At 35.9% G+C, this 12,107-nt stretch carries 10 protein-coding genes; 7 read left to right on the top strand and 3 right to left on the bottom strand.

Annotated features, from left to right (window positions below):
- Window positions 1-71: 71 nt before the first annotated feature.
- Entirely contained in the window at window positions 72-2,402 is a 2,331-nt protein-coding gene (locus KIK00_RS20110) for an ATP-dependent helicase (RefSeq protein WP_255814051.1), read from the bottom strand.
- A 305-nt stretch (window positions 2,403-2,707) separates the two neighbouring features.
- Here KIK00_RS20110 and KIK00_RS20105 point away from each other — a divergent pair, with 305 nt between their 5' ends.
- From KIK00_RS20105 to secG, 3 genes are all read left to right on the top strand, one after another.
- Window positions 2,708-4,021: a pitrilysin family protein gene (locus KIK00_RS20105; RefSeq protein WP_255814050.1), complete on the top strand. Its 1,314-nt coding sequence runs from the start codon at window positions 2,708-2,710 to the stop codon at window positions 4,019-4,021.
- A 52-nt stretch (window positions 4,022-4,073) separates the two neighbouring features.
- Window positions 4,074-6,104, top strand: a complete 2,031-nt coding sequence (locus KIK00_RS20100; protein WP_255814049.1) for a pitrilysin family protein — start codon at window positions 4,074-4,076, stop codon at window positions 6,102-6,104.
- Window positions 6,105-6,238: 134 nt separating this feature from the next.
- Entirely contained in the window at window positions 6,239-6,592 is a 354-nt protein-coding gene (secG, locus tag KIK00_RS20095; RefSeq protein ID WP_255814048.1) for a preprotein translocase subunit SecG, read from the top strand.
- 51 nt (window positions 6,593-6,643) lie between these two features.
- Here the strand turns inward: secG and KIK00_RS20090 are convergent, their stop codons facing one another.
- Complete coding sequence (locus tag KIK00_RS20090; RefSeq protein WP_255816687.1) at window positions 6,644-7,483, bottom strand: glycosyltransferase family 2 protein; 840 nt, start codon at window positions 7,481-7,483, stop codon at window positions 6,644-6,646.
- Window positions 7,479-8,090, bottom strand: coding sequence for a recombination mediator RecR (gene recR, locus KIK00_RS20085; RefSeq protein WP_047373685.1), 612 nt, complete (start codon window positions 8,088-8,090; stop codon window positions 7,479-7,481). The genes KIK00_RS20090 and recR overlap by 5 nt, the downstream gene beginning before the upstream one ends.
- 252 nt (window positions 8,091-8,342) lie before the next feature.
- Here recR and KIK00_RS20080 point away from each other — a divergent pair, with 252 nt between their 5' ends.
- The 4 genes from KIK00_RS20080 to KIK00_RS20065 all read left to right on the top strand — a co-directional run bounded on the left by KIK00_RS20080 (window position 8,343) and on the right by KIK00_RS20065 (window position 12,106).
- The gene (locus tag KIK00_RS20080; protein ID WP_255814047.1) at window positions 8,343-8,948 is read left to right on the top strand and encodes a hypothetical protein; all 606 of its coding nucleotides are present in this window, start codon (window positions 8,343-8,345) and stop codon (window positions 8,946-8,948) included.
- A 24-nt stretch (window positions 8,949-8,972) separates the two neighbouring features.
- A complete protein-coding gene (locus KIK00_RS20075; protein ID WP_255814046.1) occupies window positions 8,973-9,464 on the top strand; it encodes a hypothetical protein in 492 nt (163 codons plus the stop codon).
- Between the two features lie 166 nt (window positions 9,465-9,630).
- The gene (locus tag KIK00_RS20070) at window positions 9,631-11,073 is read left to right on the top strand and encodes an aminoacyl-histidine dipeptidase (protein ID WP_255814045.1); all 1,443 of its coding nucleotides are present in this window, start codon (window positions 9,631-9,633) and stop codon (window positions 11,071-11,073) included.
- Between the two features lie 67 nt (window positions 11,074-11,140).
- Window positions 11,141-12,106 carry a hypothetical protein gene (locus tag KIK00_RS20065; RefSeq protein WP_255814044.1) on the top strand — a complete coding sequence of 322 codons (966 nt, stop codon included), beginning with the start codon at window positions 11,141-11,143 and terminating at the stop codon, window positions 12,104-12,106.
- The last annotated feature ends 1 nt before the right edge of the window (window position 12,107 follow it).

The raw sequence follows: 12,107 nt of genomic DNA, 5'->3' as shown, positions 1-12,107 counted from the left end.
TTAAAGAAATCTCAATAAAAAAACGGATTCAAAAATTGAATCCGTTTTTTTATATCTTTAAATATTTGAAATTAAATCTTAGTCAGTTTAGCATATTTCAGAATCAGGTTTTTCTCTCCTTCATGGATGAAAATAACTTTTGCTTTGATATTCTGAGGATCTGTTCCATCCAGGAAACTAACTTCTCCAATTCCGAAACGGTCATGTCTCACTTTATCTCCTACTTCAATATCCTGGGAAGAAGCTCCGCTTGGATTGATAATTTTAGCTGTACTTACAGGTTTCAGTTTTCTTACTTCAGGCGCCGGTTTTGAAGTATCTCCTCTGTCAATTGTTTTTTTCTCAACCTTTTTGAAAGATTTCATTTCGGAAGGATGTTCATCAAAAATATTGGACTTCACCCCTGAGTTATTGATAAATCTTTTTTCCAAAGCAGGATTAAGGAATTCAATATATTCATCATCAATTTCACTTAAGAATCTTGAAGGTTCCGCATCCGTAATTTTCCCCCATTGAAAACGGGAAACAGCATATGAGAAAAAGACCTGTTTTTCAGCTCTTGTCAATGCCACATAAAATAGTCTTCTCTCTTCCTCAAGATCTTCTCTGGTTGCGGAACTCATAAAACTTGGGAATAGGTTTTCCTCAAGTCCTACTAAGTGAACTACCGGGAATTCAAGTCCTTTTGAAAGGTGAATGGTCATCAAAGAAACCATATCATCTTCCAGATTTTTATCCTGAGTATCTGCTGAAAGTGCAATATTTTCAAGAAAGTTGGAAAGACTCGGATCTCCATCTTCAAGCTGCATCTGTTCTTCAATAAACCCTTGCATGGAGTTCATCAATTCCTGTACGTTTTCTACTCTGGAAATTCCTTCAGGAGTCTGATCATCTTTTAAGAATTTGATTAAACCGCTTCGCTTAGCCACTTCCATAGCCACGCTGTAAGCTGTTTCTGTTTTCAATAATACCTGAAAAGCCTTGATCATGGACCAGAAGTCGTTCAGTTTGTTCAAAACTCCGTTATTCAGCCCTAATTGTGGTGCATACATTGGAAGATTTTCCAATACTTTTGAAACCGCAACATTGTGAGCATCTGCAAAAACGATCAGCTTATTCTGTGTTGTTTCTCCTATTCCTCTTGCAGGATAGTTGATGATCCTCATCAATGCTTCAGAATCGTTTTCATTAATCAGAAGACGCAGATAGCCAATAAGGTCTTTTACTTCTTTTCTTTGATAGAAAGAAAGTCCTCCATATACTTTGTACGGAATATTTTTACGTCTCAGCGCATCTTCAAAAGCACGTGTCTGAGAGTTTGTTCTGTATAAAATTGCAAAATCACTGTATTTTCTCTGGTCACGGTTACGAAGTTCCCAGATATTTCCTGCTACGAAATTGGCTTCATCAGCATCAGAAAGAGACCGGTAAATTTTGATCTTATCTCCTTCTTCATTGTCACTGAAAACATTTTTCTTAAACTGCTGTAAGTTTTTTGCAATAACTACATTAGCTGCATTTACAATATTCTGTGTAGAACGGTAATTCTGCTCCAATGATACCGTTTTAGCATCCGTGTAATCTTTTTTAAAGTTTAAAATATTGTAAATATTTGCTCCACGGAAAGAATAGATAGATTGCGCATCATCCCCTACCACGCAGATATTCTCAAATTTTGAAGCTAATGCTTTTACAATAAGATACTGAGAATGGTTGGTATCCTGGTACTCATCTACCATGATATATCTGAACCTGTCCTGATATTTTGCAAGCACTTCAGGAAAACGGGTCAGCAGCTCATTGGTTTTCAACAATAGGTCATCAAAATCCATAGATCCGTTTCTGAAACACTGATCCACATATTTCTGATAAATCTGCCCGATGAATTTCATATTTGCCTTTTCATCCGCTTCCATCAGTTCCGGATTGTTGAAGTAAGCTTTTACCGTAATCAGATTATTTTTATAAGTTGAAATTCTTGCCTGAACTTTTTTAGGTTTATAAAGATCTGCATCGATATTCATATCCTTCAATACTTTTTTGATCACATTCAGGGCATCCTGCTGATCATAAATGGTAAAATTGGAAGGATACCCAAGATAATGAGACTCAATTCTTAAAATTCTTGCAAAAACAGAGTGGAAAGTCCCCATCCAAAGGCTTCTTGCATTGCTGTCTCCTACTACTTTTGCAATACGGTCTTTCATTTCACGAGCCGCCTTATTGGTAAAGGTAAGCGCCAGGATATTGAAAGGGTCTATTCCATTATGTATTAAATGAGCAATACGCATGGTAAGTACACGCGTTTTCCCGGAACCTGCTCCGGCAAGTACCATCAAAGGCCCTTGTAAAGAGGTAACGGCTTCATATTGTGATTCATTAAGTCCTTTCAAATAGTCCATACAGCAAAAAATTTTGGGAACACAAAATTAATGTATTCAGAGGAGAATTCAAACTTTCATAGAGAAGTTCGAAATTTGAAGTACTGAGATTGAATTAATAGTATGAGCAATAGCCAATTTTGCTTCACAAATTTAAGTCTGAATAGATTGATTTAAATTTATCCATAGACATGATTTTATATTTACCACCCCGTAACACGTAACCAAAATCTCTAAAAATTTCCCCTTTGCAATCATATATTTCTGTAAACTTTGTAACATTTAATTCACTTTTCGTACTAATTGATAAACAATTTCTAAATTTTATGAAAAAGCGACTTCTTTCTGCTGCTGCCGTAGCTTTCTTCGGGCTAATGCTGAATGCACAGCAAATCAAATTCGAAGAGTATGACCTTCCCAATGGTCTTCACGTAATTCTTCATCAGGATAATTCGGCGCCGGTTGTAACGACAGGTGTAATGTACCACGTAGGTGCAAAAGATGAAGTAAAAGGCAGAACAGGTTTTGCTCACTTCTTTGAGCACCTTTTATTCGAAGGAACTCCTAACATCAAGAGAGGAGACTGGTTCAAGATTGTTTCTTCAAACGGAGGACAGAACAACGCCAACACTACCAATGACAGAACTTATTACTATGAAACATTTCCTTCCAACAACGAACAGCTTGGACTTTGGATGGAGGCTGAAAGAATGCGTCATGCTGTCATCAACCAGATTGGTGTAGATACCCAGAGAGAGGTTGTAAAAGAAGAAAAAAGATTAAGAATGGATAACCAGCCTTATGGAAATCTTTTCACAACGATTCAGAAAAATTTATTTACCAATCACCCATACAACTGGCCTACAATTGGTTCTATGGAAGATCTGAACTCTGCTAAATTAGAAGAATTCCAGGCGTTCTACAAAAAATATTACGTTCCGAATAACGCTACTTTGGTTGTTGCAGGAGACATCAAACCTGAGCAGACTAAAAAATGGATCGAAACCTACTACGGAGGAATTCCAAAAGGAACATTATATCCAAAAGACTTCCCGAAAGATACTCCTATCACTCAGGAAAAGGAAGTTACTGCAACAGATCCGAACATTCAGCTTCCGGCTTATGTTTTCGCGTACAGAACTCCGGCTAACAAAGAGAAAGATGCTTATGTTTTAGATATGCTTTCTTCTTATTTAAGCAGTGGTAAATCTTCAGTTTTATATAAAAAATTAGTAGATCAGGATAAAAAAGCGCTTCAGGTAGCTGCTTTCAACCAAGGGCTTGAAGATTACAGTATTTTTGCATTCTTCGCGATCCCAATGGGACAGACTACAAAACAGGCTTTGCAGACTGACATTGATGCCGAGATCAAAAAGCTTCAGACTACGTTAATCTCTGAAGACGATTATCAAAAACTTCAAAACCAGTATGAAAACCAGTTTGTAAACGCCAACTCAAGTATTCAGGGAATTGCTGCTTCATTGGCAACCAACCACGTATTGATGGGGGACACGAATTTGATCAACAAAGAAATCGACATTTACAGATCTATCACAAGACAGGATCTTCAGAATGCTGCTAAAAAGTATCTTAATTCTAACCAAAGAATAATCATTAACTACGTACCTGAGAAAAAGTAATCATTCAACTTTTTAGGTTACAGTATGATTATTAAAAATTAAATTTTTACAAATGAAAAAGCAATTAACATATATAGCTGCAGCATTTTTCTTTACGGGAATGGTTTCAGCACAAAAAATAGATCTTAATGCAATGCCGAAGCCGGGACCTACTCCTGCCATTAACATTGCTAAGCCAAAAACTTTCCAGCTAAGCAACGGTCTTACGGTAATGGTGGTTGAGAACAACAAACTTCCAAGAGTAAGCGCAAGCCTTTCTATGGACAGACCTCCGTACAACGAAGGAGCTGTAACCGGAGTAAGCGAAATTATGGCTGAACAGTTCGAAAACGGAACAACCAATATCAGCAAAGATGATTTCAACAAAAAAGTGGATTATCTTGGAGCGAATCTTAATTTCTCTTCAGGAGGTGCTTCTGCCAATTCACTTTCAAAATATTTCCCTGAAGTTTTAGGCTTAATGGCGGATGCAATTATCAATCCTAAATTCTCTGCTGAAGAAATTCAAAGTTCTAAAGAAAGAGCTATCGAAGGATTAAAGTCTGAGGAAAAAAATGCATCTTCTATTGCGGAAAGAGTTTCCAACGCTTTGATGTATGGAAAAAATACTTCAAGAGGTGAGTTTGAAACCATTGAGTCTATCAACAAAATCCAGCTTGCTGACGTTCAGAATATTTACAAAAAATACTACGCTCCGGACAATGCTTATTTAGTTATTGTAGGAGACGTAAAATTTGATCAGGTAAAACCTTTGATCGAGAAAGCTTTCAGTGGCTGGAAAAAAGCGAACACTCCTGTTGCACAGTTAGAACCGGCTTCTAATGTTGCTAAAACAGAAATCAATGTAGTGGATGTTCCTTCTGCAGTACAGTCTGTTGTTTCATTAAACAACCTGAACAACCTGAAGATGAAGGATGCCAACTATTTCCCTGCAACAATCGCTAACTACATTCTTGGTGGTGGTGGTGAAGCAAGACTTTTCATGAACCTTCGTGAGAAAAACGGATTTACTTACGGTGCGTATTCTAGTATGGTTGCCAGCAAGTATTCTCCACAATTCTCTGCAAGTGCGAGCGTAAGAAACGAAGTTACAGACAAAGCCGTTAAAGAATTCATGAATGAACTTAACGCTATTTCTACTGTGAAGCCGGAAGAACTGGCCAATGCTAAAGCTAAGCTGAAAGGATCTTTCATCATGTCTTTGGAACAGCCGGCTACTATTGCAAGATTTGCTTTAAATCAAAAAGTTCAGGACCTTCCTGCTGATTTCTACACCAATTACTTAAAGTCTATCGATAAAGTAACCGCTGCAGATGTTGCAAATGCTGTAAAAGCTACTATTTTACCTAACCAAAGCAGAATTTTCATTGCAGGTAAAGCATCTGATATTTCTGAAGGATTGGAAAAACTAGGCTACCCTGTAAAATATTTCGATAAGGAAGCAAATCCGGTCACTAAACCTGCTACACAGAAAGTAGATGCAAGTGTTACCATTGGCTCTGTTGCTGATAAATACATCAACGCGATCGGAGGTCTTGCTGCTGTTCAGAAAGTAACTTCTATCACGACAGATGCTACTACAAAAATCCAGGGTATGGATATGACGATGAAACTGATCCAGGCTAAAGGAGGAAAAATGGCAATGGATATGAAAATGATGGGAAATACCGTACAAAAAATCATTTTTGATGGGAAAGACGGATACATGGAAGCTCAGGGACAAAAAATGCCTCTCAATGAAAAACAGAAAGCTGAAATGTCAAATCCGGAACTTTTCCCTGAACTTACTTTTGCTAAAAGTGCAGAATACAAACTGGCAGGAATCGAAAAGTATAATAACGAAGACTCTTACGTAGTAAAAGGAACTAAAGACACTTACTATTACAGTGTAAAAACTGGCCTTAAGACAGGTGAAGTGAAAGCTGGAGAAGGTGGATCTATTCCTACAAGCTATGCAGACTACAAAGATGTTTCAGGAGTGAAACTTCCGTTTACCATCATCCAGAATATGGGTGGAATGGATATCAACCTGGCTGTAAAATCTTACCTGATCAATCAGGCTAAAGATTCAGATTTCAAATAGGAACCTCTTATTTTTATAGAAAAACGGCAACAATTGTTGCCGTTTTTCTATTTTTATCAACATTTGGCGACATCTTTCTTTGTCATTCAGTAAAAAAAGATTAAATTTGCCCATTCAAAAAGATATAAGAATTAATGGATACTATATTTACACTATTGATGGTTCTTGTTATGGTTGCCAGCGTTTTATTGGTAATTATCGTTATGGCACAAAACCCAAAAGGAGGAGGCCTTTCCAGTACATTCGGAGGTGCATCATCTGCACAGTTCGGAGTACAGAGAACCAATGATTTCATGGAAAAAGCAACATGGACTCTAGGCGGAACTATCATCGTTCTTATCCTTTTAAGCGTTGTTATTACAGGAAAGCCTTCTCAGGTAGCTCCTACACAGAAACAACCAGTGAAGAAAGAAGCTCCTGCAAAACAGACAGCTCCTGCTTCTTCTACAACAACTCCGGTAAAAGCTCCTGCAGCACCGGCAAAATAAGAAGAATATCATCTTATATAAAACAAGAGCAACTCAAATTGAGTTGCTTTTTTATTTTAGCTTGATCTTTTCAATCTTATGGCGCAACTTCAGTCCTGCCTTTAAAAATGAATATTGTACAGGCTTTGATTCTTTATAATATTTATCAATAAAGATCTGCATAGCTCCATAAAACCTGTTGAGATATACTTCATTCTTAATGGTGCTTTCTCCTTTGTGATGAAGAATTGAAACTTTACCATAATAGAAGTTTTTGTAGCCGTTTCTTAAGAATGTATAGCAAAGATCAATATCTTCTCCATACATAAAGTAAGCTTCATCCAGCCCTCCTATTTTTTCATAAACATCTTTTTTAGCCAGTAAAAAAGCGCCTGTCATTACTTCTACTTCAGCAACCGCATTTTCTTCAATATCATTTCTGTAATAAGACTTAGAATTATTCTTTTTGAAATTCGTAAACAGTTTTTCAAAAGAGTTAAACATATCCGGAACAGAACGCTTACTTTCAGGAAGAAAATTCCCTTCTGAATCATGCATCCTCACTCCCAGACATCCGAATGAAGGCTGAGCGTCTGCAAAATCCAGGAGTTCCTTCATATAAAACCCTTCCAATTCAGTATCAGGATTCAAAAGTAAAATATACTCTCCTTTCGCTGTTTGGATCGCCTGATTATTGGCTTTTGAAAAACCACCGTTTGTTTCAGAAGCAATAAAGTGTACGTTGGGAAACTCAGGAATAAGATCTCTCCAGGAATTGTCTGTAGAAGCATTATCAATAACAATCACTTCATAGTCTATCTCCTGTATATATTTCTGAAGTGACAGGAGGCAGCTTTTGAGCAATTGGCCAACATTATAATTAACAATAATAACAGACAGCTCCATATTAATCCTTTTCGTTGTATGGCAGCCTATTGATAATGGATCTTCCTAGAGAAATTTCATCAGCATATTCCAATTCATCTCCTACTGAAATTCCTCTTGCAATACTTGAAAAATTCACATTGAAACTTTTAAATTTCTTGTAAATGTAATATGCTGTTGTATCTCCTTCCATGGTAGCACTCAAGGCAAAAATAAATTCCTTCACCTTTCCCTCATTCAACTTCTTTTCAATACTTGAAATATTTAACTGCCCAGGGCCTACTCCTTCCATTGGAGAAATTTTCCCGCCAAGGATCAGATACTTGCCCGTGTATTTTCCGGTATTCTCAATAGCAATCACATCCCGTACATCTTCAACGATGCAGATCAGTTCACCATTTCTCTTTTCGTTACTGCATATTTCACAGATGTCAAAATCTGAAAAATTATGACATTCTTTACAGTATTTTATTTCATTGACAAGGTTAATCAGGGAATTTCCAAGACTTACAGCTCTGGAATTAGGCTGTTTCAACAAATGTAGTGCTAACCTCAAAGCCGTTTTTCTTCCAATCCCGGGCAATCCCGAAATCTCATCTACCGCTTTTGCCAATACTTTACTTGGGTAATCCATAGGTACAAAAATAAGGATTAAAGTTGATAATTGATAGTGAATGGTGAATCATCAATTTGCTTCGCTTGTGAATTTTTATTGAGTGATCATTGACTATTGACTTTGCTTAGCAAAAATTGACTATTGACCATCAGCTATAAATCCAGTACCATAATGTCCCGTTATGAGATTTTAAATTTCTCCCATACCTGAGAACTCTAAAAAAACCTCTATATTTGCGGCTTAAATTAAATATGAAAAAAATTAACTAACATGGTACTTAACAATCTCAATTATCCTCTGGATTTCAAATTCAAAATCACTACTTTAGCAAGTGACTTCAATATTACTGACAGAAACGGAAATTATGTAGCGTATGTTCGTCAGAAAATGTTCAAGTTGAAAGAAGATGTTATCGTTTTCAATGATGAGAGCAAGTCTAAGGAACTTTTCAGAATCAGAGCAAATAAATGGATAGATTTCAACGCTTCATATTCTTTGAATGATCTTATTGACAATAAAAACTTTGGGAGATTAGCCAGAAAAGGAATGCGTTCTATCTGGAAAGCAAGCTATGATATTCTGGATGCTCATGATCAGCCTAAGTTTAAAGTTCAGGAAGACAGTGCATGGGTTAGATTCTGGGACAGCTTTGTAGGGGAATTACCTATCATTGGAATGTTCACTGGGTATTTCCTTAATCCATCTTATACAGTAACAGGTATTGACGGGAAAGCTTATTTTAAACTGAAAAAAATGCCTTCATTCTTCGGAAGAAGATTTCAGCTGGACAGGCTGATTGATATTGATGATGAGGAAGAAAGTTTAGTAATTTTATCCTTATTAATGATGACACTTCTTGAAAGAGCAAGAGGGTAAGAAAAATAATAAAACCACAAACACATGAAATATTTAATCATTTTATTTTCCGCATTTTTATTGGTAGCCTGCAAAAAGGAAAAAGAAACGGTTTCAGGTTCTGCTTCTGCCGATTCTTTACACATCACTAAAGATTCTGCTTCAACAGATCCTTCTTCCGGAAATATTCTGGTAGGAACAATTCCGTTCCCTAAAGAAATCAAAGAATGCTCCTGCTATTTTGCTGTAAGCAAAGCTGATTTTGAAAATGAAAAATACATCTACGCAGATGATGCCGGAAAAACAGCTTACATGATGCTGGATGGCAAAAGACTGGCTCTAAATCTCATTTCTTCAAGTGATATGGAGGCAGATGAATTGCTTACCAAGGAAATAGAAAATGATAATTACAAAATTTCTGTAAAAGGTAAAAAAATAAAAAACGAAGAAGCTTTACTGTTTGAAGGTACTTTAACTATTGAAAAACCGGATGGTACTATCTTCACAACTCCAATCTATGGAGAATGCGGATGTTAATAAAGATAAAATAGTAAAACAACCTAAAAGACGGAACAGAAGAAGGTAAATAAGCACATTTGTGATTTTACCTCTTCCCATTTTCCCCTTTAGCTAATGATAAAAAATGCTTCTGTATCCCACGGAAGCATTTTTTATTTCGTAAATTTGAGAAAAATAAAATTCAATGGAATTATCTAATATAGAACCGCAGATCATCTGGAAAAATTTCTCCAAATTAAATGCTGTTCCAAGGCCTTCAAAAAAAGAGGAAAAAGTAATTGCTTTCATCAAAGGGTTTGGTGAAGATTTAGGACTTGAAACTACTGTAGATGAAGTAGGAAATGTTATCATTAAAAAACCTGCGACTGCAGGAATGGAGAACCGTAAGTCTATCGTGCTTCAATCGCACCTTGACATGGTTTGCCAGAAAAACAACGATGTTAACTTTGATTTTGAAACTGAGGGAATCAAAATGGAAATTGACGGTGATTGGGTAAAGGCAAAAGGTACTACTCTGGGAGCAGACAATGGTTTGGGAGTAGCAACTATTATGTCTATCCTTGAAAGCTCAGATATTCCACACCCTGCATTGGAAGCTCTTTTCACTATTGATGAAGAGACAGGAATGACAGGTGCTTTAGGATTAAAACCAGGCCAGCTTACAGGACAAATTCTATTGAACCTTGATACTGAAGAGGATGATGAGATTGATATTGGCTGTGCAGGAGGTGTTGACGTAACAATCACTCAAAACTATGCTGCAGAAGCTCCAAAAGGACAAATTGTAAGAATTGAAGTAAAAGGTCTTCAGGGAGGACACTCCGGAATGGATATTCATAAAGGTTTCGGAAATGCAAATATCATTTTGGGAAGGCTCCTTTACAGCGGACTGGAAAACCAGAATATTGAATTGGTTTCTATCGACAGCGGAGGTCTGAGAAATGCGATTCCAAGAGAAGGTGTAGCCATTATTTCTGTGAGAAATGCTCAGGAATTTATAGAAAATATAACTATTCTTAAGAAAGATATCTTAGAAGAATTTGCGACTGTAGAGCCGGGAATTCAGATCAATATTGAGAATTCCACGTCTTCTGACAAAGCAATTTCAGAAGGAGATTCTAAAAAGGTAATACTTACTTTAAAAGCCCTTCACAACGGAGTATACAGAATGAGCCCGGACGTGGCTGATCTTGTAGAAGCTTCCAACAATGTAGCAAGAGTGGAACTGAAAGGCGGAGAACTTAAAATTTTAAATCTTACGAGATCTTCTGTAGATTCTTCAAAATATTCAGTGGCAGAACAATTGAAATCTGTAGCAGAATTGGCTGGAATGAATGTTGAATTCAGTGGTTCATACCCTGGATGGAAGCCAAAACCAGGTTCAGAAATCGTACAGCTGATGGAGAAGCTTTATACAGAGAAGTTCAGTGAAAAACCTCATGTAGTAGCTTGCCACGCAGGTCTTGAGTGTGGTATCATCGGTGCCAACTATCCAGAAATGGAAATGGTAAGTTTTGGGCCAACCATCAGAGGAGCCCACTCTCCTGATGAAAAAGCGAACATTCCTTCAGCACAAAAATTCTGGAGCTTCCTAAAAGATATTTTAGCGAATATTCCTCAGAAATAGAACATTAAAATTACTATATTGAATATCCAAAGTCTTATGATTTTGGATATTTTAATTTTTAAATAGGATGAAAAAAATATTATTTATACTTTATCTGATAATCTGTATTAAAACTTTCTCTCAATCACAGAAATTAAAAGGTGAATGGATTTTAGATAAAATTGTACAACCTGACGGAAAAAATTTAGAAATAAATAATTCCAAATATTCCTTCAAGCTTTTTTACAGAATTAATCAAGATGAATTGGTTATTTATAATCAAAAGTTCAAAGCAAAATTTTATAATGATAAGATAAATCTTGAAAATCGTATGTTCAAATATTGGTTTGAAGATAATTATCTGGTTTTACAAGAAGGAAATGAAATATCATTATTATTAAAAGAAGAAGATTTTATAAAAAAGTATCCGGAATTTAAACCCAAAATTGAAGTAAGAAAGAATGATAGCTTATTGGTTGCCAACCAGGTAATTCGTCCGATATTTAACCATGAAAAAACTTTTGACGACTTCATAATTCCCTTAATGAAGCAAGAAAACTCAAAAGATATGGATGACTTATATTTTAAAATTGAATATATTTTAACAAAAGATAATAAGATTACTAATATTAAAATACTTGACAAGCGTACTCCTCAATATGATACACAATTTGTACAAGCATTAATGCAGGCAGAAAAATATTTTAAAAATCCATATGGAGTAAACATGTTAGTAACCGAAGAAAAACATTTTTTAAAATTTTTTCAAGATTTGAGTGACAAATCAGAGAAAGATTTATACCACATTATTGGAAATGGTTTTGAATACTATAATAACAACCAATTTGATAAAGCGATTGAAAACCTCAGCAAGCTGGATAAATTACAAATTAAAGACAACCGCTTCATCTCAAGATTTCGTGACGGATATATTAAACTAGGAATATCATATCTTGCTGTTGGAAAAAATGAACAGGCATGTACCAGCTTCAGAAAAGCTGGAGATTTAACAACTTTTGAAGTTAGAAATTATTTAAAAGATTTTTGCAAATAAT

This window comes from Chryseobacterium sp. MA9 (assembly GCF_024399315.1).
Lineage (GTDB): Bacteria > Bacteroidota > Bacteroidia > Flavobacteriales > Weeksellaceae > Chryseobacterium.
Note: the sequence above shows the minus strand (reverse complement) of the source record. Positions and strands in the feature narration are given on the sequence as shown.

Coding starts and splice junctions, on each gene's coding strand:
- KIK00_RS20100 (WP_255814049.1), top strand. CDS start 4,074: ATGAAAAAGCAATTAACATATATAGCTGCAGCATTTTTCTTTACGGGA.
- secG (WP_255814048.1), top strand. CDS start 6,239: ATGGATACTATATTTACACTATTGATGGTTCTTGTTATGGTTGCCAGC.
- KIK00_RS20080 (WP_255814047.1), top strand. CDS start 8,343: ATGGTACTTAACAATCTCAATTATCCTCTGGATTTCAAATTCAAAATC.
- KIK00_RS20110 (WP_255814051.1), bottom strand. CDS start 2,402: ATGGACTATTTGAAAGGACTTAATGAATCACAATATGAAGCCGTTACC.
- recR (WP_047373685.1), bottom strand. CDS start 8,090: ATGGATTACCCAAGTAAAGTATTGGCAAAAGCGGTAGATGAGATTTCG.
- KIK00_RS20105 (WP_255814050.1), top strand. CDS start 2,708: ATGAAAAAGCGACTTCTTTCTGCTGCTGCCGTAGCTTTCTTCGGGCTA.
- KIK00_RS20070 (WP_255814045.1), top strand. CDS start 9,631: ATGGAATTATCTAATATAGAACCGCAGATCATCTGGAAAAATTTCTCC.
- KIK00_RS20065 (WP_255814044.1), top strand. CDS start 11,141: ATGAAAAAAATATTATTTATACTTTATCTGATAATCTGTATTAAAACT.
- KIK00_RS20075 (WP_255814046.1), top strand. CDS start 8,973: ATGAAATATTTAATCATTTTATTTTCCGCATTTTTATTGGTAGCCTGC.